Annotated in this window: 22 protein-coding genes; 8 read left to right on the top strand and 14 right to left on the bottom strand. The window is 68.1% G+C overall.

Annotated features, from left to right (window positions below; translation table 11 throughout):
• Positions 1-29: 29 nt before the first annotated feature.
• The 10 genes from JX613_RS09845 to JX613_RS09800 form a co-directional block, all read right to left on the bottom strand.
• Positions 30-1,952 (bottom strand): bifunctional 5-dehydro-2-deoxygluconokinase/5-dehydro-2-deoxyphosphogluconate aldolase, encoded by a 1,923-nt coding sequence (locus JX613_RS09845; protein WP_207101286.1) that lies wholly within the window; start codon positions 1,950-1,952, stop codon positions 30-32.
• Between the two features lie 22 nt (positions 1,953-1,974).
• Entirely contained in the window at positions 1,975-2,760 is a 786-nt protein-coding gene (locus JX613_RS09840) for a TIM barrel protein (protein WP_207101285.1), read from the bottom strand.
• A gap of 5 nt (positions 2,761-2,765) precedes the next feature.
• Positions 2,766-3,782: a Gfo/Idh/MocA family protein gene (locus tag JX613_RS09835; RefSeq protein WP_207101284.1), complete on the bottom strand. Its 1,017-nt coding sequence runs from the start codon at positions 3,780-3,782 to the stop codon at positions 2,766-2,768.
• 8 nt (positions 3,783-3,790) lie between these two features.
• Positions 3,791-4,690, bottom strand: a complete 900-nt coding sequence (locus tag JX613_RS09830; RefSeq protein WP_207101283.1) for a sugar phosphate isomerase/epimerase family protein — start codon at positions 4,688-4,690, stop codon at positions 3,791-3,793.
• Between the two features lie 68 nt (positions 4,691-4,758).
• Positions 4,759-5,688: a substrate-binding domain-containing protein gene (locus JX613_RS09825; RefSeq protein WP_207101282.1), complete on the bottom strand. Its 930-nt coding sequence runs from the start codon at positions 5,686-5,688 to the stop codon at positions 4,759-4,761.
• A 41-nt stretch (positions 5,689-5,729) separates the two neighbouring features.
• The gene (locus JX613_RS09820) at positions 5,730-6,749 is read right to left on the bottom strand and encodes an ABC transporter permease (protein WP_207101281.1); all 1,020 of its coding nucleotides are present in this window, start codon (positions 6,747-6,749) and stop codon (positions 5,730-5,732) included.
• 12 nt (positions 6,750-6,761) lie between these two features.
• Positions 6,762-8,300 (bottom strand): sugar ABC transporter ATP-binding protein, encoded by a 1,539-nt coding sequence (locus JX613_RS09815; RefSeq protein ID WP_207101280.1) that lies wholly within the window; start codon positions 8,298-8,300, stop codon positions 6,762-6,764.
• A gap of 57 nt (positions 8,301-8,357) precedes the next feature.
• Positions 8,358-9,299 carry a sugar ABC transporter substrate-binding protein gene (locus JX613_RS09810; protein WP_207101279.1) on the bottom strand — a complete coding sequence of 314 codons (942 nt, stop codon included), beginning with the start codon at positions 9,297-9,299 and terminating at the stop codon, positions 8,358-8,360.
• A gap of 242 nt (positions 9,300-9,541) precedes the next feature.
• Positions 9,542-10,570: a LacI family DNA-binding transcriptional regulator gene (locus JX613_RS09805; protein WP_207101278.1), complete on the bottom strand. Its 1,029-nt coding sequence runs from the start codon at positions 10,568-10,570 to the stop codon at positions 9,542-9,544.
• Between the two features lie 60 nt (positions 10,571-10,630).
• Positions 10,631-11,638, bottom strand: coding sequence for a LacI family DNA-binding transcriptional regulator (locus JX613_RS09800; RefSeq protein ID WP_207101277.1), 1,008 nt, complete (start codon positions 11,636-11,638; stop codon positions 10,631-10,633).
• 102 nt (positions 11,639-11,740) lie between these two features.
• Between JX613_RS09800 and JX613_RS09795 the strand changes: the two genes are divergently transcribed.
• Positions 11,741-12,685, top strand: a complete 945-nt coding sequence (locus JX613_RS09795; RefSeq protein ID WP_207101276.1) for a TIM barrel protein — start codon at positions 11,741-11,743, stop codon at positions 12,683-12,685.
• A complete protein-coding gene (locus JX613_RS09790) occupies positions 12,682-13,854 on the top strand; it encodes a Gfo/Idh/MocA family protein (protein WP_207101275.1) in 1,173 nt (390 codons plus the stop codon). Before JX613_RS09795 ends, JX613_RS09790 begins: the two co-directional genes overlap by 4 nt.
• Before the next feature lie 276 nt (positions 13,855-14,130).
• Here JX613_RS09790 and JX613_RS09785 read toward each other — a convergent pair whose 3' ends face one another.
• Entirely contained in the window at positions 14,131-14,433 is a 303-nt protein-coding gene (locus tag JX613_RS09785) for an HNH endonuclease (RefSeq protein WP_207101274.1), read from the bottom strand.
• A 166-nt stretch (positions 14,434-14,599) separates the two neighbouring features.
• Between JX613_RS09785 and JX613_RS09780 the strand changes: the two genes are divergently transcribed.
• Entirely contained in the window at positions 14,600-15,427 is an 828-nt protein-coding gene (locus JX613_RS09780; protein ID WP_207101273.1) for a hypothetical protein, read from the top strand.
• 57 nt (positions 15,428-15,484) lie between these two features.
• Here JX613_RS09780 and JX613_RS09775 read toward each other — a convergent pair whose 3' ends face one another.
• On the bottom strand, positions 15,485-15,982 hold the full coding sequence (locus tag JX613_RS09775; protein WP_207101272.1) for a PRC-barrel domain-containing protein: 498 nt from the start codon (positions 15,980-15,982) through the stop codon (positions 15,485-15,487).
• Between the two features lie 218 nt (positions 15,983-16,200).
• On the opposite strand from JX613_RS09775, the gene JX613_RS09770 reads away from it, so the two are divergent.
• The 3 genes from JX613_RS09770 to JX613_RS09760 all read left to right on the top strand — a co-directional run bounded on the left by JX613_RS09770 (position 16,201) and on the right by JX613_RS09760 (position 18,339).
• Positions 16,201-16,686 carry a DUF4142 domain-containing protein gene (locus JX613_RS09770; RefSeq protein ID WP_207101271.1) on the top strand — a complete coding sequence of 162 codons (486 nt, stop codon included), beginning with the start codon at positions 16,201-16,203 and terminating at the stop codon, positions 16,684-16,686.
• Positions 16,574-17,623 carry a patatin-like phospholipase family protein gene (locus tag JX613_RS09765; RefSeq protein WP_237168485.1) on the top strand — a complete coding sequence of 350 codons (1,050 nt, stop codon included), beginning with the start codon at positions 16,574-16,576 and terminating at the stop codon, positions 17,621-17,623. The genes JX613_RS09770 and JX613_RS09765 overlap by 113 nt, the downstream gene beginning before the upstream one ends.
• 578 nt (positions 17,624-18,201) lie before the next feature.
• Complete coding sequence (locus JX613_RS09760; RefSeq protein WP_207101269.1) at positions 18,202-18,339, top strand: hypothetical protein; 138 nt, start codon at positions 18,202-18,204, stop codon at positions 18,337-18,339.
• Between the two features lie 16 nt (positions 18,340-18,355).
• Here JX613_RS09760 and JX613_RS09755 read toward each other — a convergent pair whose 3' ends face one another.
• On the bottom strand, positions 18,356-18,934 hold the full coding sequence (locus tag JX613_RS09755; RefSeq protein WP_207101268.1) for a response regulator: 579 nt from the start codon (positions 18,932-18,934) through the stop codon (positions 18,356-18,358).
• Between the two features lie 181 nt (positions 18,935-19,115).
• Complete coding sequence (locus tag JX613_RS09750; protein WP_207101267.1) at positions 19,116-19,832, bottom strand: arylesterase; 717 nt, start codon at positions 19,830-19,832, stop codon at positions 19,116-19,118.
• Here JX613_RS09750 and JX613_RS09745 point away from each other — a divergent pair.
• Together JX613_RS09745 and JX613_RS09740 are read left to right on the top strand one after the other, a co-directional pair.
• Positions 19,831-20,529, top strand: a complete 699-nt coding sequence (locus JX613_RS09745) for an ABC transporter ATP-binding protein (RefSeq protein ID WP_207101266.1) — start codon at positions 19,831-19,833, stop codon at positions 20,527-20,529. The two genes, JX613_RS09750 and JX613_RS09745, sit on opposite strands and share 2 nt — an antisense overlap.
• Positions 20,526-21,845 (top strand): ABC transporter permease (locus tag JX613_RS09740; protein ID WP_336512289.1); only part of this gene is annotated, 1,320 nt, incomplete at its 3' end. The genes JX613_RS09745 and JX613_RS09740, both read left to right, overlap by 4 nt.

Here is a 21,845-nt window from a genome sequence, read left to right as displayed (position 1 = left end):
TGCCTGTTCGGTCAGCGTCAGGGGCCGGTTCATGCCGCCACCCGCGCGCTGGCCCGCGCCTTGTCCCAGATGCCGCAGAGCCGGCTGTAACGGCGCGCCATCTCCTCGACCGCCTCGGCGTCGGTCAGGTCGCCGTCCAGCCAGGCGCAGGCCACCGCGCCGAAGATCGTGCGCCCGACCGCGAATCCCCGCACCAGCGGGAAGGATGCCGCCACCGCGAAGCTTTCCGCCAGCTCCGCCTCGGGCGCGTCCAGGCCCAGGACCACGATGCCGCGGGTGTGGGGGTCGTTCTCCTCGATGGCGGCGATGGCCTTGCGCCAGGCCACCGGCGAGGTCATGGGCTCCAGCTTCCACCAGTCGGGATACACCCCTGCCGCATAGAACTGCCGGATCAGGGTGGCCGTCGTCTCGTTGTCCACGGGGCCGACCTTCGAGGGGATGATCTCCAGCAGGAACTCCAGATCGTTGCGCCGCGCAGCCTGGAACAGCCGCTTCACCGTCTCCTCCTGCCCGGCCCGCATGGCCGCATCGTCGTTCGGGTGGCAGAAGCACAGCACCTTGACCACGTTCTCGCGCGCCCATCCCTCAAGCCCGCCGCAGTCGAGGCCCAGGTCCGGTTCAAGCTGCAAGGGCCGCGATCCGGGCCATTCGGCGGGCCGCCCGATCCACAGACCCGTGCCGGATGCCGCGTGCAGCGCGTCCCGCCCGATGCGGTTGTCGCAGAGGATGCCGTAGCCGGACTTGCCGCCCTGAACCTGCAACGCGGCCTTCAGGCACAGTTCCTTGAACGCCCCGCCCTTGTCCAGCGTATAGCCCGGCATCTGTTCCAGCTGCATCCGGTGGTCGAAGGCGAAGACCCGCATGGTGGACCAGTCGCCCCCGGTGCGCCGCTGGCGGTTGGTGGCCCAGTGGACCTGCTCCAGTTCCGCGTCGTTGCGCAGGTCGGGCCGCACCACGCCGCGCCGCAGGAAGAATTCAAGTTCCGCAAGGCTGGGATAGGCGGGCGTGCAGCCGTGGCGACTGACGGCCAGGGCGCCGCAGGCATTGGCGTATTCGAGGGCCTTGGGCCAGGGCTCGCCATCCAGCCAGCCCTTCATCAGCCCGGAAAAGAACCCGTCCCCCGCGCCCAGGACGTTGAAGACCTCGATGGGAAAGCCTGGTCCGGCCTCGCCCTGATCCAGGCTGTCGGGGATCGCGCCGGTGAAGGCCACCGCGCCCGCCGCCCCGCGCTTGCAGACCAGCGTGGCAGGCGTGATTGCGCGCACCGCCCGCAACGCCGCGACCGTGTCGGTCGAGCCGCCGGCAATGTGGAACTCCTCCTCGGTGCCCACGATCAGGTCGAACAGCGGCAGCGTGGCCTGCAGCCGGGCCGTCACGGCGGCGCTTTCCACGAAGCGGCTTTCCCCCGCCCCGTGCCCCGCCAGCCCCCACAGGTTCGGGCGATAGTCGATATCCAGCGCCGTCCGCGCCCCATGCTTGCACGCCAGCCGCAGCGCCTTGATCACCGCCGCCTCCGTGCGCGGATGCGACAGATGCGTGCCGGTCGCCAGCACCGCGCGGGCTTCGGCGATCAGCCCTTCATCAATGTCGTCCTCGCAGAGCGCCATGTCCGCGCAGTCGCTGCGATAGAAGATCAGCGGGAACTGGTCCTGGTCGCGGATCCCCAGGATCACCAGCGCCGTCAGCCGGTCGGGGTCGGTCGCGACGCCCCGCACATCGACGCCCTCGCGCACAAGCTGCTCGCGGATGAAGCGGCCCATGTGCTCGTCGCCCACCCGCGTGATCAGCCCGGACCGCAGCCCCAACCGCGCCGTGCCGCAGGCGATGTTGGTGGGGCTTCCGCCGATATACTTGCGGAACGACCCCATGTCCTCCAGCCGCCCGCCAACCTGCGCGCCGTAAAGGTCCACGCCCGCGCGGCCGATGGTGATCAGGTCAAGGGATTTGCTCATGGGATCGGTCCTTGTCTGGGGGTCAGGCTTGCGCGGAAACGAAGGCCATGCTGGTCTTCAGCGCGCCCTTGGGGTCGGCGGCGTCGTGAACCTGGGGGGCGAAGGGCTCGAAGCTGAAGGGGCCGTCATAGCCCGCGTCCAGCAGCGCCCGGATCTGGGGCAGGTTTTCCAGACGGTCGGCGCCGTCCACCAGCACACGATGGGCGTCCAGCATGTCGTCCACCGCCACCTCCGCGTCGGTCACGCCCGAGATATGGGCAAGGCCGGTCCAGTCCGGGAAGAACCCGGTCTCGCCCGCCAGATGGTGGTGGAAGGTGTCGTGGACCAGCTTGTAGGTGCCGATCCCCCCTGCCGCCTGGATGGCGCGGATCGCCTCGGCCTTGGTGCGCAGGGATGAAACCGGAAAGCCCAGGGGTTCCACCAGCCCGGTCAGCCCGCGCGTGTCGAGGATCGTCTTCATGGCCGTCAGCGCGCCCACCAGGCTGTCGAAATCGACCGGCGTGCCGTCGTTCAGGGGGCACATGACCAGCGCCCTGGCCCCGCAGGCGGCGGCATAATCGGCCATCGCCTCGGCCCGCGCGGGCAGGTCGCCCGCCCAGACGTTGAAGGGATAGAGCGCGTTGATCGAGACGACCGTGACGCCGGCCTTCTCGGCCTCGGCCTTCACCTGGGCGGGATCCCAGGTGGACAGCACGTCGGGCAGGTCGTTGCGGATCTCGACCTCGGTCACGCCAAGCTCGCGGGCGGCGGCGAAGAAGTCGGGCAGCGACAGCCTAGGGGCGGCGATGTGGTTCAGGGCAAAGCGCATGGGGATCAGCCTTGGGCGTAAAGGGTGGGACGGTCGGGATAGGTGATGGCGACGGACTCGCCCTCGGCTTCCTGCGCCTGGACGCAGGCGTCGGACGCGACGGCGGCCATGTAGCCGTCCCAGGAGGTCGGGCCGGAGGCCGTGCCCTGCGCCGCAGCCTTCAGGAAGTCCTGCAATTCCACGTCATAGGAAGCGACGAAGCGGTCCTTCCAGTCGGTCAGGATCGGGTTCTGCAAGGTGGCATTCAGGCGCATCTGGATGGCCATGGGTTCGGGCAGGCGGGCCACGCCATCCTCGCCCACAACCTCGCACTGGATGTCATAGCCGTAGTGGCAGTTCACGAAGATCTCGGTGTTGATGACCGTGCCCTTGGCCGTCACCAGCGTCACGATCTGCGGATCGCGCAGCTTCGCATGGCTGCGGGCCGCCGAGCGCGGGAAGGTCACGCGGGCCGAGACGTAATCGTCGTCCAGCAGCCAGCGGAACACGTCGATCTCGTGGATCAGCGTGTCGTGGATCGCCATGGGAGTGGTATAGGCTTCCGGCACGGTCGGGTTGCGGTGTGCGGCATGGACCATGATCGGCGCGCCGATCTGGCCGTTCACGACCTGCTTCAGCGCGACATAGCCTTCGTCGTAACGGCGCATGAAGCCGACCTGGACCAGGCGCTTGCCGTGAGCAACCTCGGCATCGACGATGCGCTTGGCGCCCTCGGCGGTCGTGGCCAGGGGCTTTTCGCAGAAGCAGGGCTTTCCGGCGGCGATGGCGGTCAGGACATATTGTTCATGCGTCGCGCCCCAGGACGTGACCAGCACGGCATCGACCTGATCCGAGGCAATCAACTCCTCGCCCGTTGCAAAGACCGTCGCATCGGGGGCGATGTCGGCCTTGACCGCTTCGGCCGAAGCGCGGTTCACGTCGGACAGCGCGGTGATGGTGCCGCCTTGCAGCACCTGGTTGATGCGGCGGGCATGGTCGCGGCCGATGGCTCCGGTGCCGATGACACCAATTCTGACGGTCATGTCGTGTCTCACTTCCAATACTGGTCGATGTATTTCTGCATTTCCTGGCGCATGAAGCGCCCGGACTGGTCGGCCTTGTCTTCCCAGGCAAAGACGCAGGCGGTCATGATGCCGTCGAAGCCGATTTCCGCCAGCGTGCCGAAGAACTCGTCCCAAGGCACTTCGCCCTGGCCGATGTTGAGGTGCTGGTGGACGCGGGCCTGCGTGCCCGGCGGGTTCAGGATATAGCGCAGGCCCGAGGACGCCTTGTGGTTGAAGGTGTCGCCCACATGGACATGGGCCAGCACGTCGGCGGCCTCGCGCAGCATGGCGCGGGTGTCGTCGCCGAAATAGAAGGTGTGCGGCGCGCAATAAAGGAAGCGCACGTTCTTCGAGTTCACCGTGCGGATGATGTCCAGCGCGGGCTGGATCGTCTCGCACCAGTCCTCGGGATGCGGCTCGATATTCAGCTGGATGCCCTCGCGTTCCAGCACCGGGACCAGTTCCTCCATGCTGCGCCACCAGGCGTCCTCGCAGGCCTCGATCATGGACCCGGTATGGCAGCAATAGCAGGATCCCTTGTCGGGATGCGGGCCGCGGCCGAATTCGCTGTTCATGGTGTCCACGCCCAGTTCGACCGCGATCTCGATGGCGCGCTTCCAGTGCTTGACGGCGGCTTGCCGTTCGGTTTCGTCGTTGCTGGCCCAGCGATACATAGGCAGCAGGCTGGCGATGCCGACATCGGCGTCCTTCAGCGCCTTTTTCAGCGACGCGATCCGGTCGGGAAAGACGCGCGGCGCCTTGAACCATTCCAGGAAATCGCCGCGCGGGGACAGCTCGATCCAGTCATAGCCAAGCTCCTTGACCTTGGCGGGAATTGCCTCCAGCGGCAGGTGGCGGTGCATGAAGGGGTCGATGGCAATGCGCATGGGGTGGTCCTGTCCTGTCTGAAAAGCCGGGCGGGACGGGGAGGAAGCGTCCCGCCCGGCGGCACCGCTTACTTCCGGTAATCGGCCATATTGGCGGGCGTGACGGGCTCGAAGGGGATCCAGTGTTCGGGTTCGACCTTCTCGCCGTTGGCGGCGGCGACGGCGGCGCGCACGGCCTGTTCGCCCTGGCCCGTGGCGTTCTGATAGACGGTCACGTCCATCTGCCCCGCCTCCATCGCGGCCAGCCCGTCGGCGGTGGCGTCGATGCCGGCGATGACGATGTCGCCCTTGCCGGTGGTGGCGGCCAGGGCCTGCGCCGCGCCGATGGCCATTTCGTCGTTGTTGGCGACGATGGCGTCGAATTCCAGCCCCGCCGTCATCCAGGACGTGACCAGATCCTGCGCCTGCACGCGGTTCCAGTTGGCGACCTGCTTTTCGACGATTTCCACCTGGCAATCGGGCTTGGCGAAGGCGTCCTCGACCATCTGCGTGCGCACCAGGGCGGCGTGGTTTTCCAGCGGCCCCATCAGGATCACCGCCTTGGGGTTTTCACGCCCCTTCAAGGCTTCACAGACGGCGGCGGCCTCCAGGTTGCCCGCATCGGTTTCCTCGGAGCCGACATAGGCGGTGCCTGCGGGCATCCCGGTGTCCAGTTCGGCCGGGGGGTGGTTCACATAGATCAGCGGGATTCCCGCCCCGGTCGCAGCGGCGGTGATCGCCGCCGTGGAGTCCCCGTCCACAGCGTTCACGATGATCGCGTCCACGCCGTTCGCCACGAAGTTCTGGACTTGGTTCAACTGCTTGGCCACGTCCAGTTGCGCATCCTCGACCGACAGGGTGACGCCCTCGGTGCGCTCGGCCTCGGCCCGGATGCCGTTCAGCAGGATCGTCAGGAACGGGTTGTCGAACGAGGTCATGGTGACGCCGATCCGGGTTTCGGCCAGGGCGGGGGCGGCAAGGGACAGGCACAGGGCGGTGGTCGCGATCAGTCTGGTCATGGGGTGCATCCCGTCGGTTGGGTGTGAAAGGAGAGCGGGGGCTAGCTGGTCTTGCGGCGCTTGCGCTGCCGATGCACATCGGCCACCACGGCGGCGACCACGATCGCGCCCTTGATCATTTCCTGGTAGTAGGCATCGAGCCGCAGGAACGTGAAGCCCGAGATGATGACCCCGAAGATGATCATCCCGATGGCCGTGCCCAGGATCGACCCCCGCCCGCCGTTCAAGGACACGCCCCCGATCACCGCCATGGCGATGGCGTCAAGCTCATAGGCCAGGCCCATGCCCGCCTGCGCCGTCTGGCCGCGAGCGGCGACCACCATCCCGGCAAGCGCCGCCAGCATCGCGGCGATGACATAGACCTTGACCAGGTGGCGTTCCACGTCGATGCCCGACACGCGGGCGGCCTGGGCATTGGCGCCGATGGCATAGGTGAACTTGCCGTAGCGGGTGTATTTCATCGCGACGTGGAAGATCGCGGCCACCAGGATGAAGATGACGACCGGCATCATGCCCGATCCGATCCAGGCGAAGCCCTCGGTCGGAAAGGAGATCGGCTGGCCCTTGGTGTACCACTTGGCAAAGCCCCGCACCGTGACCATGGTGCCAAGCGTCGCGATGAAGGGCGGGATCTTGGTATAGGCGATCAGCCAGCCGTTGATCAGCCCGACCAGGGCGCCGAAGGCCAGCCCGATCAGCAGGGGCAGGATCATCGGCAGGTCGGTCAGCGCCGGATAGACCGCGCGGGCATAGGTCGAGACCTGGGCGAAGGACATGGCGACCATCGCCACCGCGCCCACCACCGATCCCGAGGACAGGTCGATCCCGCCCGAGATGATCACCTGCGTCACGCCCACGGCGATGATGCCGATCACGGACACCTGCAGGATCATGATCTTCAGCCGGTTCCAGGACAGCAGGAAGGACTGGCCCTGGAAGATCCAGCCCAGGATCTCGAACACCAGGGCGATGCCGATCAGGACCAGCAGGATGTTGACCTCGGCCGGCAGCTTGCGATGGGTGCGCGGGGCGCTGCGGGCGGTGATGTCTTGGCTGCTCATGAGGATGTTCCCTTACTTCGCCGCAAGCGACATGATCTTGACCTGGTCCGCTTCCGCGCGGTCCAGGAAGCCCGACACATGGCCTTCGTGCATGACCATGATGCGGTCGGACATGCCCAGGACCTCGGGCAGTTCGGACGAGATCATCAGGACGGCGACGCCCTGCGCGGCCAGTTCCGTGATCAGGCGGTGGATTTCGGATTTCGCGCCCACGTCGATGCCGCGCGTGGGTTCGTCCAGGATCAGGATGCGCGGCTTCGTCAGCAACCAGCGCGCGATCAGCAGCTTCTGCTGGTTGCCGCCCGACAGGTTTTCGACCGTTTCCTGAAGGTTCGGCGTCTTGACGCGCAGGGTGCGGGCCATGTCCTCGGCCAGGCGGGTGACGGCGGCCTGCTGGACGAAGCCGTACTTGACATGGCTGCGGGTGATCAGCGCGGACTGGATGTTTTCCAGGCAGTCCAGCGTCAGGAAGCAGCCGGTTTCCTTGCGGTCCTCGGTCAGGAAGGCCATGCCATGCGCCATGGCCTGGGCGGGCGTGGCGATGGTCACGGGCTGGTTGTCGATCAGGATCTCGCCCGACTCGGCGGGGGTGACGCCGAACAGCGCCTCGGCCACGTTGGACCGCTTGGACCCGACAAGGCCCGCCAGCCCCAGGATCTCGCCCCGGCGCAGGGTGAAGGACACGTCGTGGAAGACGCCGGGCAGGGTCAGGTTGCGGACCTCCAGAATCGTGTCGCCGATGGGGCAATCGACCTTGGGGAACATGTTGGTGATCTCTCGCCCCACCATCATGCGGATGATGTCGTCGCGGGTCACGTCCTTGGCATTGTGGGTGCCCACGTACTTGCCGTCGCGGAAGACGGTGAATTCGTCGGCGATCTCGAACAGCTCGTTCATCTTGTGGGTGATATAGACGATGCCGATGCCGCGTTGGCGCAGGTCGCGGATGATGGCGAACAGGTGGTCCACCTCGCGTTCCGTCAAGGCGCTGGTAGGTTCGTCCATGATCAGCACGTCGGAATTGTGGCTGACCGCCTTGGCGATCTCGACCATCTGCTTTTGCGCGACCGTCAGTTCGCTGACCTGCGCGCGGGGGTCCAGCCTGATGTTCAGCCGTGCGAACAGGTCGGCGGTCATTTGCGCCATCTTCGCGTGGTCGATCAGGCCCCAGCGGTTCTTCGGTTCGCGCCGGATCCAGATGTTCTCGGCCACCGTCATCCAGTTCATCAGCGCCAGTTCCTGGTGGATCATCGAGATCCCCTGTTCCAGCGCATCCAGCGGCGACCTCAAGGCCACCACCTGCCCCCGTAGCCGGATTTCCCCGGCATCGGGCTGATAGACCCCGGCGATGATCTTCATCAGCGTGGACTTGCCCGCGCCGTTTTCCCCCATCAGGGCGTGAACGGTGCCGGGGCGGATGCGCAGTTGCACGTCGTCCAGCGCCAGCACGCCCGGGAATTCCTTGCGGATGCCGGTGATCGACAAGACGCCTTCGCGGTCTATCGCCGCGTGGACGCGGTCGATGGCTGCGGCTGTCCTTGGGCTGACCATGAAACTGTCCTCCGGGTGGAAAGGGGTGCCGGGGCGGTGCCGCCCCGGCGGCACGGCTCAGTTCCTGGCCTGGTAGTCGGCCAGGTTCGCGGGCGTCACCAGCTCGAAGGGGACATAGACCTTGGTTTCCACATCCTCGCCGCGCGCCAGCTTCAGCGCGGTATCGACCGCGCCCTGGCCCTGGCCGGCGGCGTTCTGGAAGACGGTCACGTCCAGGTCGCCCGCCTCCATCGCGGCCAGCGCGTCCTGCGTCGCGTCGATGCCGCCGATGATGATGTCGTCCATCGGCCGGCCCGCCGATTTCAGCGCCTGGATCGCGCCGATGGCCATCTCGTCGTTGTTGGAAATCACCGCGTCGAATTCCAGGCCCGAGGTGATCCAGTTCGTCATCAGGTCGGCGGCCTGCGTGCGCTGCCAGTTCGCCGTCTGCTCCTCGACGATCTGGATGAAGGAACAGTCCGGCGTGGCGATCACGTCCTTGATGTCCTGGGTCCGCATCCGCGCCGCCTGGTTCGACAGTTCCCCCATCAGCACGATGGCCTTGGCTTCCGTCTTGCCGGCCTCTTTCAGCAGGCGGCAGACTTCCTGCGTTTGCAGCGTGCCGGATTCCCTTTCATCGGACGCCACGAAGGCCTGGTTTTCGGGCAGGTCATCGACGTTCACGGGTTCCCGGTTCACATAGACCAGCGGGATGCCCGCATCGCTTGCCGCCTGCGACATGGCGACGGTGGCGTCGGTATCGACCGGGTTCACGATGATCGCGTCCACGCCCGAGGCCACGAAGTTCTGGATCTGGTTCAGCTGCTTGCCCACGTCGTTCTGGGCATCCTCGATCTGCAGGGTCACGTCGTCCAGGCTGGCCGCGTGGTCCCCCATCCCGTTGCGCAGCACGGTCAGGAAGTTGTCGTCAAACAGCGCCATCGACACCCCGATATTCTCGGCCTGGGCCGCCGTTCCCATCACCGCGCAGATCGCGGTCGCCGTCAGCAGTCGCTTCATGGTCTTCCCTCCACTGTTGGCGCGTCGCGCCTTTATTCGTTACCTCGTGCCGGAAGGGTGCAGGCGGCCACCCCTGCGGATGCAGGGTTTCGGGCGGTGCGGTCCTTTGGCAGGCGGCGACGATTCTCCTCAGACCGTCGCAAGGGGGAAGATCACCGAGGGCTGCCCGTGGGTCAATCACGGCAGGGCCGGCGAAACCATCATCCGTGATGGAAAATGATGCCCTGCATGATGGGTTCCTATCACAGGCTTTCGGGCGTCCAGATCTGGAAGGGCAGGAACCGCTGGCCGGGATTGTCGGTCATGCCGTGGTCGCGGGCATGGATCATCAGGGCGATGGTTTCCTCGCAGACCTGGCGCAGGGGGGTGCTGATGACGACCGACAGGGTGCGGTCCTGAAGCGCCTCGCGCGAATCCGGGGTCAGTTCGTTCACGACCAGCGCCACGTCGCCGGGCTTGCGCAATTCGCGCAGGGCGGCGATGGCGCCCTCCATGCCCCCTCCCGCGCAATAGATGCCGACGATGTCGTTGTGGCGTTCCAGCAGTTCGGTCGTGGCCTCATGGGTGAGTTGCCGGGTTTCCAGGTTGACCTGGGGGTTCAGCAGCTCGAAATCCGGGGCGTATTCGCGGAAATAGCTGCGAAAGCCGGTTTCGCGCAACTCGTGCCCGTGAAAGCGGTGCCCGCCGATGAAGACCGCGACCTTGCCGGGTTTTCGGGCGATCCTGGAAATCAGCCAGGCGACCGTCCGGCCCACCTTGATGTTGTTGGTGCCGACATAGCTTTCGCGCACGCCTTGGGCGAAATCCGACAGCAGGGAAAAGGTCGGGATCCCCCGCTGGCGCAGGGCGCCGACCGCCGCCGTGACCTTGTGGTGATCCAGTCCCGTCGCCGCCACCGCATCGACCTTGCCCGCCATCGAGGTTAGCAACTGTTCCAGTTCGCCGGGCAGCGTCGATTGCGCGAACCGCACCGTCACCCGCAGCCGGTGCGAGGCGACAAGCGCCGCCTGTTCCTGAAAGATCCGCGCGAAGTCCTGGTAAAAGGGATGGCGTTCCTTTTGCAGGATCAGCGCGACATGCAGTTCGGGCAGTTCCGCCATCAGCCGCGCGCGGATCGCGTTGGCGCCGTGGTATCCGATGCGCTGCGCGGCCTCCTGCACGCGGCGCGCGGTTTCCTCGCGCACCTTCAGGCGGCCGTTCAGCACGCGGTCGGCGGTGGCGAGGCTGACGCCCGCCTCTCGCGCAAGGTCGGCAATGGTGGGGCGGCGCATGGTTCCTCGGCTGATGTGGTCCCTCAAGGGCGTGAGGGTTTCACATCACCGGGACGGGCGTCAAACGCTTTCGGGCATGACGATCTGGATCCCGGTGGCGACCGATCCCGCCGGGCCGTCCAGGCGGCCCAGCAGGCGGGCCATGGTTTCCACGGCAAGACGCGCTTCCAGCACGGGTTTCTGGTCGATGATCGCCTGCACCTTGCGCGCCTTCAGCAGGGCGCGCCGCTGCGGCGTCAGCTCGTGGGTGACGACCGCGATGGGGCGGGTCCGGCGCAGGGGGGCCAGCGCGGCCACCAGTTCCGAACAGCCCGTGGTGCACAGGTATATGCCCCGCAGATCCGGGTTCGCCCGTGCCGCGCGCAGGGCCAGGGCGGCGGCGGTGGCCTTGTCCTCGTGCGTTTCCAGAACATCGCAGACGCGGACGGCGGGGTGGCGTTCGGCCAGCACGTCGATGAAGCCGCCGCTGCGCGCGCCGTGGCCCGGCATGTCGAAGCGCCCGATCAGGACCAGGGCCTCGCCTGCGCGCGCCATCAGATAACCCATCAGGTCGCCCGCCACGCGGCCCGACTGGCGGTCGTCGGGGCCGACAAAGGCGGCGCGGCGCGGGCCGGGCAGGTCGTCGGCCATGGTGACGACGGGAATGCGCGGGGGCAGCGCCTCGACCGCCGCGACGATCCGGGGGGCGGCGGGGACGGTCAGGATCATGCCGTCGGCCCAGGCGGCGGCGCGGGCGATCTGTTGGGCGATGCGGTCGGGGCGGGTGGGGTCGATCCGCTCGACCTGGAACAGCAGGTTCAGGTCGCGGTGGATGGCGCGGGCCTGGTCGATGCCCTGGCGCAACTGGTCGTGAAAGGGGTTCGACGGCGGCTGGATCAGGATCGCGATGCGTTTCGTCAGCGTGGGCCTGACGGTCAGGCTGCGGTCCAGGCCCAGGCGGCGCGCGGCTGACAGGATCGCGGCTTCCTTGTCGGCGGAAACCCCGCCGCGCCGGTTCACCACCCGGTCCACGGTCGCCAGCGACACGCCTGCGGCCCGGGCCACGTCCTCCAACGTCACTTTCGCCATGATCCCTCCGCCGCGCGAGGATGGCGGATTGAGGGGTTCCCCTCAAGTCCTTCCTTCGCCGCGCATGGCCTGCGGGCTAAGGCTGCGGGTGGAGGATAACCCATGACCATCACCATCACGACGGCGCCCTGCTGCTGGGGCGTGGACGATGTTGCGAACCCGAACCTGCCCGACTGGCGGCTGGTGCTGGAGGAGGCCGCAGCCGCAGGTTACGGCGGGCTGGAGCTTGGCCCCTATGGCTACATGCCGCTGGACGCCGGGACGCTGCCTGCGGAACTGCGCAAGCGGGGCCTTTATGTCGTGGCGGGCACGATCTTCGACAACCTGGTGGACCCTGCGGGCCGCGACAGCCTGGAACGCCAGGCCCGCCGGATCTGCGCGGTCATCACGGCGCTGCCCAAGCCGCCCGTGGCGCCGGGCCAGCGGTTCCCCGCGCCTTATCTGACGGTGATGGATTGGGGACACGAGGCCCGCGATTATGCCGCAGGACATTCCGACCGCGCGGTGCGGCTGGACGATGGCGCGTGGCAAGGCATGGTCGCCAACATCCGCGCCATCGCCCGCATCGCCCGCGACCACGGGGTGCGCGCCGTGATCCATCCTCATGCGGGCGGCCACATCGAGTTCGCGGACGAGATCGCGCGCATCTGCGCCGACGTTCCCGCCGATGAGGCAGGCTTGTGCCTGGACACCGGGCACACCGCCTATGCCGGGATGGATCCGATCGCCACGCTGGACCGATACTGGGACCGGCTGGACTATATCCATTTCAAGGACATCAATGCGGCGAAATTCGCCGATGTGATGACCCGCCGCATCCGCTTCTTCGATGCCTGCGCGGAAGGGGTGATGTGCCCCATCGGCGACGGCTCCATCGACTATCCGGCGATCCGGGCGCTGCTGGACCGGCGCGGCTATGCGGGCTTCATCACCGTGGAACAGGAACGCGACCCCCGGAACGCGGGCGGGTCGCTGGCCGATGTCCTGAAGTCCCGCCGCTATCTGGAAACCGTGGGCTTTGCCCGCGCCAAGGAGGAAACCCGATGATCGACGGCATCCGTTTGACGAAATCCCCGATCCGCTGGGGCATGGTGGGCGGCGGCAGGGGCAGCCAGATCGGCTATGTCCACCGATCCGCCGCGATGCGCGACGGCTATTTCGCCCTGAAGGCCGGGGCCTTCGACCTGGACCCGGACCGGGGCCGCGCCTTCGGGGTGGACCTGGGGCTGGACCCCGGCCGCTGCTATCCCGATCATCAGGCGATGTTCACGGCGGAAGCCGCGCGTCCCGACGGCATCCGCTGCGTGACGGTCGCCACGCCGAACAACACCCATTACCCCATCACCCGCGCCGCGCTGCTGGCGGGCCTCCACGTCATCTGCGAAAAGCCCCTGACCTTCACCACCGCCGAGGCGCTGGATCTGCAAGCCATCGCGCAGGAACGCGGGCTGGTCGTGGGCGTCGCCTATGGCTATTCCGGCCACCAGATGATCGAGGAAGCCGCTCGCCTTGTGGCAGGCGGCACCCTGGGCGATATCCGCATCGTCGCAATGCAATTCGCCCACGGCTTCCACAGCGCGGCGGTGGAGGGGGACAACCCCGCCGCCCGCTGGCGCGTCGATCCGGCCTTTGCCGGTCCCTCCTATGTCCTGGGGGATCTGGCGACGCATCCCTTGTATATCGCGCAGGTGATCTGCCCCGGCCTGCGCATCAAACGGCTGCTTTGCACGCGGCAAAGTTTCGTCGCCTCGCGTGCGCCGTTGGAGGACAACGCGACCGTGCTGATGGAATACCACGGCGGCGCGGTGGGGACGCTGTGGACATCCGCCGTGAACGCGGGGTCGATGCACGGGCAGAAGGTGCGGGTCGTAGGGTCCAGGGGTTCGGTCGAATGGTGGGACGAACATCCCAACCAGTTGCGGCTGGAAATCCAGGGCGAACCCGCGCGCCTTCTGGACCGGGGGATGCCCTATCTGCATCCGCAGGCGCTGGCCGACGACCGCATCGGCGCGGGCCATCCCGAAGGGCTGTTCGAGGCCTGGGCGACCCTGCATTCCCGCTTTGCCCTGGCCATCGAGGCGCATGAGGACGGCGATCTGTCCCGCGTGGCCGGCCTGCGCTATCCGGGCATCAGCGCGGGGGTCGAGGGCGTCCGCTGGGTCGAGCATTGCGTGCGATCCGCCGACGCAGGCGGGGTTTGGGTCGATTACGGATAAGGCTGGGGGCGGCGTTCGCTTCCTTGGACGGGCGGGATCAGGAAATGCATCGCATTTCCCCGCCCGCCACGCGACGGTGCCACCAAAGACGGTGCAACCCATGACCACGGAAGGCCGGCGCCCGACCCAGGGGGGCGTGAAGCGCCCGCCGGGGGCGGGGCGGGCGCTGGCCGGGCCTTTGGGGCCCGGCGGTGCAGGTGGCACCCGCATCGCGTGGCGAAGGCGATGGCCTTCGCCAGATCAAACGCGGCGCGCCGTCAGGAAGGTCGATCCGCCCTAGCGCCTCTTGCGCCGCGTGCCCCCGGGAACGCGCGACAGGAAGCCCGGCGGGCGGCGGCTGACCCATTCGGCAAAAGCGGCCAGCCGGGGATGGGCGCGCAGGGCCTCGGGCGTGTTGAAGCTGCGGGCCAGATCTTTTTCGCTGATCGCCGCGTGGATCTCCTTGTGGCAGATGTGGTGCATCAGCACGACCGGGCCCTTGGCCCCACCCCTGGATCGCGGGACCAGGTGGTGCAGGCTTTGCGGCACGTCGGGCGGGATCGGGCGCAGGCAGAGGGGGCAGCGGGGATCGTCGGTCATGGCGCCCATATGGGAAGCGGCGGCGGGATTGCACCGGGCCGGGCGTTCAATCTTTGTTCACCTGCCTTGAAACCGCTGGCGCCCTGTGGTTCAGCGGCCCCTTACCCCACCACAGGCTGCCTTCCGATTCCCCATGAACGTCGCTGCTTTCCCTGACCAGGCCTTCATGCCCGCCCATGGGCCCGCCCCGATCCTGGCGGGCTTTGAATGCGGGCGGCTGCACTGGAACGGGCACGACCTGCTGGATTCCACGAACCACCTGCCGCACGGGGCGATGGCGCACCACTATGCCGTGGCGCGTGACCAGGGCATCGCGGGCGCGCGCGACGGGCTGTCCTGGCGCCATGACATCGCCGCGCGCGTGAATGCCGCGCCCGAGGGCTTTCCCGTCATCTGGGACTTTGTCCATTTCGACGCCCCGCCGCGCCCCGCGCAGCACGCCATCGCCTGCTGCCAGGCCCTGCCCCCGGATGCCTGGGCGATTGCCGTGAACGAGCCCTCGGTCGGGCGGCGGGTGTCGGGCATGACGCCGGGGCGGGCGACCGAGATGGCGCTGCGGATGATGGCGGCCGCCGCCTGCCTGCCGAACCGCCCGCGCTTTGCCACCTGCGACCCCTTCCACCACCTGCATCCCAGGGTCTTCAAGGCGACCGACCGGCTGGTCGCCAGCGGGCACGTGCAAATGGTGGGCGTCAACTATTACCCCCACCACGCGATCGAGCCGCTGCACCGCGTCCTGCGCGCGGTGGCCGACAGGTATCGCCTGCCGGTGATGATCACGGAAACCGGCTGGCACGACGGGCTGCCCGCCGCGCATCGCCGCTTTCCCCATGTGCGCGACCGCTGGGACTGGCTGGCCCATGTCCAGGCCGAGATCGCGCTGTCGGGCGTGCCCGTCGCGGGCCTGTGCTGGTATCCCTGGCTGGACATGCCGGCCTGGGACAATCCCCATCACGGCCGCTGGCCCTGCGGCTGGCCGGGGCGGCAGGCGTGAGGGCATGAAAAAGGCCCGGGGAAGCGCGCCCCCGGGCCTTCTGCCTGTCCGGCAGGATCAATCCCGCTTCGGCCATTCAAAGGCAGGCGCGTTTTCCAGCGCGGCGCGGTCGGCGGTGAAGACGATGAAATAGTCATCCTCGGAATCGCCGTCGCGGATCATCCGCAGCTGGTCCATCGACACCGAGACGGTCTTTTCGCCAAGGCCCAGGAAGCCGCCGATATCGACCAGCACGGCCTTGACCTCGCCGGTTTCGCTGATCACCAGGTCGTCGATCTCGCCGATGCTGTCCCAGTCCGCGTCTGCATCGTTATAGGTCGCGGCGGTGTCGGGATCGGTCTCGGACACGTAAAGGTTCTTTTCGATGAAGTCGTCGGCCGACATGTCGGTCGGCATCGCCATGTAGCCAAAGCCGCCGGTGGTTGCCGCGGGCGCGGTGGCCGTGGTGGCGGTGGCGGGCGCCGTGGTGGCGGGGGCCGGGTCGGCCGCCGTTTGCGCCAGGGCCGGGACGGCCAGCAGGGCGACCAGGGCGGTGGATGTCAGGAACTTGGTCATGGGATATCTCCTTCGGCAAACCCACGGGGGGAATGGCCTAAGAACCTGTCATCGCAGGCAAGGTTCCGGCCGGATGCTTCACAAGGGGCAAACCAATTCGTGAACCCGCACCGGCCACCGGCAGCCCGCCCCGGGAACGAAGCTATCAAAAAGCAAGTGCCGGAACATAACATTTGTTCGCCCGTTTGCGTGCCATCACACAACAGAGGAGATCCCCGATGGAACGTAGAACGCTTTTCGCGGCTGGCGCCCTGGCGGCCATCATGCCTGTCGCCCGCCTGGCCCATGCGCAGGCCGCGCCCGATGCGGACAAGCAGCCCATCCTGCTGGGGGGGAATTTCGCCCTTCTGAGCAGCCGCATGGCGCTGGACAAGGCGTCGGACGCTGCGGTCAAGGCCTTCGCCACCCTTGAAGTGGCCGAGCAGGAGGCCGTCGCCACCGCCTTCGGGGCCGCCCCCTCGGAAGAGCTGATGCCCGAACACGCGACGATGATGGAACAGCTGTCGGGCCTGTCGGGCGCCGAATTCGACACCATGTATCTGCAAGGCCAGATGACCGGGCACGAACAGCTTCGCGCCCTTCACGCGGCCTATGCCAAGAACGGCAGCGATCCCCGGGCGCAGGGCGCGTCCATCGTGGGGGTGCCGGCCATCGACACCCACCTGTCGATGCTGCGGGCCATCCAGCAACGGCTGGGCGGCTGATCCGGTGGAGGCCTGGCTGTGCCTTGCCGGTGGGAACGCGCTTGGCGCCTTCCACGCCGGCGCCTGGCAGGCCATCGAGGAAGCCGGCATGCGGGTCACCCGCATGTCGGGCGCCTCGATCGGCGCCGTTGTCGCCGCGCTGATCGCGGGCAGCCCCCCTGACCGCCGGAATGACACCCTGCGCCGGTTCCTGTCGCGCGTGGGGCAGGCCCGGCCCCTGACGGGGCGGCGGTCGGCGGTGGCCGGAATCCTGGCGATGGGCCATCCGTCGATGTTCGTGCCGTCCTGGCCCGGCATCTGGGAAATCCTGCCGGGAATGCCCGCCGACAACGCGCTGTTCCGCCGCGACCGGATGCGGCGCCTGTTCCAGGAGCTGATTGACTTCGACCGCCTGAACAACGGCGCCATAGAACTGACGGTCACCGCCCTGGACGCCGAAACGGGCGAGATCAAGGCCTTCCGCAACTCTGATGCCCCGCTGACGGTGGATCACCTGATGGCCAGCACGGCCCTGCCGGTGCTGTTCCAGCCGGTGCGGATCGACGGGCGCTATTTCCTGGATCCCGGCACCTGCGAGAACCTGCCGCTGCGCCCGCTGCTGGACCGCCCCGGCGACGCGCTGATCTTGGCGCTGGATCTGTATGAATTGCAAAAGCCCCTGGTGCCCACGATGGACGGGGTGGGCTGCCGCGCGCAGGAACTGGTCTTCGCGGGCCAGTCCGCCCGCATCATCGCGGGCTGCGACCTGACGAACCGCCGGTTCCGCCATGTCGTCCTGGCCGATCCCGAGGACGGCTTCACCGGCAAGGCCTTCGATTTCGGCCACCACAGGCTGGAACACCGGCGGCAGCTTGGCCACGACCTGATGGCCGAAAGCCTGCGCGATCTGGCATCCGTTCCCCTGCTGGCGGCGGAAGGATCGGGGGTGGGGGGCTAGATCCCCCGACCCTTGGTGCCTTCGGATCCCGAGACCACGAAAAATCCTGCGCGTGTCGTGGCGCGCAGGATTTCCCTGGGGTGAGTACGAATATCGACTACAACCAAGAGTATAGCCTGCTTTGCACGTCGTGCAAGACGTTAAGGACTTGTTAATACTTTTTGATGCCTCAAAAGCCCTTCCTTCAGGCAGGGATCCGGTGGGGGTCAGGGCCTTTCCCGGCAGCGCGCGGCGCGCGATGGGACCGATGTCGGGCCAGGCTTGCCGCCAGGCTGCAAAGCGTGACAAGCCCCTTGCCCTTGACACGCGCCGCCATCCGGCTGAAGCCGGGCGGCCAGGGCGCGGTCGCGGGGCGGCGTGATCCATGGGGAAGAAACGTCCGGATCGGCCAAAGGTGGCAAAGATCAGGAACCCACGGGGCGCGCCTTGCACGAAAAAAGACCGGATGGTGCGGGGACATGACCGTTTCGTCAGGTCGCGCCGGGAACAAAGGGTCCGTCCCGCAGTTCGGGGCGCCATGAACGGGAAACGCCGAAACGAGGTATGATGTGCGCAGGGATCAAAAGCCTGGCAAGGACATGGAAAAGCAGTTGAAGGAACTGGGCAGTCTTGTGGAACAAGAGGCTGTTCCCGACAGGCTGCGCGAACTGGCCGCCCGCCTGCGCGAGGCGCTGCTGGCCACGCAATCGGCCGGCCGCCGCCCGCCGGATCATTGACCCCGGGGGGTTCCGGCTATTGCAGGTGAAGCCTGCCGCGCTGGCAGTATTCGTCGTCCAGAAGCTCCATCAGGCGGGCGCGGACATCCCCTTCCATCCGGCTTTCGGTGGTTTCCGCGATGGCGCGCAAAAGCGCCGCCTCGACCAGGCGGTCGGCCGAGGCCTCGTCGGGCATGACCGCGCGCGACCGGCGGATCATCTCGATCACGGCGGCCTCGATGCTGTCGGCCTGGTGCGGGGCCATGGCGCGATGCTGCTGGTGAAGGTCGTGCAGCAAGGGCGCGGCATGGCTGGGCTTGGTGTAGACATGGCGGCGCGAGAACCGCGCGGGCACGGCCTGCGGGTCATAGCCCGTCAGGAACACGAAGGGGATCCCGTGGTGGGTCAGCGAATCCGCCACTTGGAACGAGCTTTCGTCCTGGACCCGCACGTCCAGGATGGCCGCCTGCACCAGCCCGACCCGCTGGATCGCGTCATGAACATCGGCAAAGGGCCCCACCACCGTGTCGCCCCCGGCGCGGATTTCCCGGGACAGCTTGTCTGCCGCGAAGAAATCGTCCTCGACCACGAGGATCTGAAGGGAACTGGCTGTCATCAACCCTCCGGCAACAAGACTCGTCAGGCGAACGCGCCGGTGCGGCATTTGGCTCCGCACGGCCCGCCCAAGGCAGACATTAGGACATCATTTCCGTTGCGTCACCTGTCCGATCAACCGGAAAGTGTAATTTATGTTAACTTTTGTTGCCCTAGCGGAAAGTCGCGCGGGAGCGGCGGCGTCAGTCCACGGGCGATGCGACCTGTTGCAGCCACCCCGCCACCGCCGGGCCCAGGGCCGCGACGATGGCCTGCACCCCGGCGGCGTTCGGATGCAGGCCGTCGTCCTGCATCAGCGCGCCATAGTCCTGGCCCGCCGCATACCGCCGGGTGATGGGCGCCAGCAGGTCGGGATAAAGCGCCGCATCATGTTTGCGCGCCAGGTCGGGGAACATCGCCTGAAACTGCTGCTGGAAGGCGGGGCCATAGTTGCCGGGCGCGGACAGGCCCACCAGCATGGCGGGCACCCCCTCGGCATCAAGGCGGGTCAGGATGGCGTCCAGGTTGGCGCGGCTGGCGGCGGGGTCGATGCCGCGCAGCAGGTCGTTGCCGCCAAGCGCCACGATCATCGCGTCGGGCTTGTCGGCCAGCGTCCAGTCCAGCCGCGACAATCCCCCCGCCGTGGTGTCGCCGCTGACGCCCGCGTTGATCACGATCACGTCAAGGCCGGCCCCGCGCAGCCAGCCCTGCAACTGCGGCACCAGCCCCTGGTCGGCGGGCAGGCCATAGCCCTGGGTCAGCGAATCCCCCAGTGCCGCCAGACGCAGCGGTTCCACGGCGGCGGCAGCAGCGGGCAGGGCCAGCACGGCAAGCGCCGCGATCAGGCGCCATTGCCGCTTGCGACAGGCGCGGCGGACCCTAAATGGCAGGAAAGGCAGGCTTTCGGGAAGGATGTTCATGACCGATCCGGTTTTGTCGCTGAGGGATGTTTCCCTGACCTTGCAGGGCAATGCCGGGCTTGTGGAAATCTTGCGGGGCATTTCGCTGGATGTCCACCGGGGCGAAAGCCTGGGGCTGGTCGGCCCCTCGGGGTCGGGCAAGTCCTCGCTTCTGATGCTGATGGGCGGGCTGGAACGGGCCACCGGCGGGACCGTCGCGGCCCTGGGCCATGACCTGACAGCGCTGGACGAGGATGCGCTGGCCCGGTTCCGCAGGGGCCGGATGGGCGTGGTCTTCCAGTCCTTCCACCTGATCCCCACCATGACCGCGCTGGAAAACGTCGCCACCCCCCTGGAACTGGCGGGCCAGGCCGATGCCTTCGACCGCGCCGCCCTTGAGCTGCGCGCCGTGGGCCTGGCCGCGCGGATGGACCATTACCCCGCCCAGATGTCGGGGGGCGAACAGCAGCGCGTGGCGCTGGCCCGCGCCACCGCGCCGCGCCCGGCGATCCTGCTGGCGGACGAGCCCACGGGCAACCTGGACGGCGCCAGCGGTCAGGCCGTCATGGACCTGCTGTTCGGCCTGCGCGACCGGCACGACGCGACGCTGGTGCTGGTCACCCACGCCCCGGATCTGGCCGCGCGCTGCGACCGCGTGGTCCACCTGCGCGACGGCCGGGTCGCGGGCTGCGACAGCCCCCGCCGGGCCGCGTCGTGAGCGTCGCCTGGCGCATCGCCCGGCGCGAATTGCGCGGCGGGCTGGCGGGGTTCTGGATCTTCCTTCTGTGCCTGGTGCTGGGGGTGGGGGCCATCGCGGCGGTCGGGTCGGTCCGCGCCGCCATCGCCACCGGCCTTGCGCGCGAAGGCGCGGCGGTGCTGGGCGGGGACGGGGCGATCCGCCTGACCTATCGCTTTGCCGATACGGGTGAGCGCGCCTGGATGGGGGCCCGCGCCGCCCGCGTCTCCGAGGTGGTGGATTTCCGGTCGATGGCGGTGGCGGGCCCGGGCGATGATGCCGAACGCGCCCTGACCCAGGTGAAGGGTGTGGACGCCAACTGGCCGCTTTACGGGCAGGCGCAGTTCGATCCCCCCCTGCCGGTGGCCACTGTGCTGGCCGGGCGCGACGGGGTGCCCGGCGCGGCGATGGATCCGCTGCTGATCGACCGGCTGGGCCTGGCCCCCGGCGACCGCTTCCGGCTGGGGGTGCAGGATTTCGTCCTGATGGCCGCGCTGGTTCGCGAACCCGACGCGCTCGGGTCCACCTTCGGCCTTGGCCCGCGCACGCTTGTGCCCACCACGGGCCTTACCGGATCGGGCCTGCTGGCCCCCGGCACATTGTTCGAGACCAGCTATCGCCTGACCCTGCGCCCCGGCGACACGCTGGACACCCTGCGCGCCGCCGCCACCGCGCGGTTCGAGGGCGCGGGGATGCGCTGGCGCGACAGCCGCAACGGCGCGCCGGGGGTCGAGGCTTTCGTGGACCGGCTGGGGTCGTTCCTGGTGCTGGTCGGGCTGGCGGGGCTGGCGGTGGGCGGGATCGGCGTGTCGTCCGCCGTGCAAAGCTATCTGGACGGCAAGACCCCCGTCATCGCCACGCTGAAGACCCTGGGGGCCGAGGGGCGCACGATCGTCGCCGTCTATCTGCTGCAGATCGGCCTGCTGACCCTGCTGGGGGTCGCGGGCGGGCTAGCCTTGGGCGGGCTTGCGCCGCTGGCGGCCGCCCCCCTGCTGCAGGCGCGCCTGCCGATCCCGGCGGAATTCACCCTCTACCCCGCCCCCCTGGCCGAGGCCGCGCTGTATGGCACCCTGACCGCGCTGGTCTTCATCCTGCTGCCCCTGGCGCGGGTGGAACGGGTGCGCGCCGCAGCCCTGTTCCGGGGCATCGGGACAGGCGCGCGCGCCCGGCCGCGCGGGCTTTACCTGCTGGCGCTGGTGGGGGCGGTGGCAGGGCTGGTGGGGGCGGCCACGCTGATGGCCTCGGCCCCGCGCCTGGCGCTGGCCTCCGCCGCAGGGGTCGCGGGGGCGCTGGCGGCG

The sequence above is a fragment of the Paracoccus shandongensis genome (assembly GCF_017315735.1).
GTDB classification, from domain to species: domain Bacteria; phylum Pseudomonadota; class Alphaproteobacteria; order Rhodobacterales; family Rhodobacteraceae; genus Paracoccus; species Paracoccus shandongensis.
This window is presented reverse-complemented; position numbering and strand designations above follow the sequence as displayed.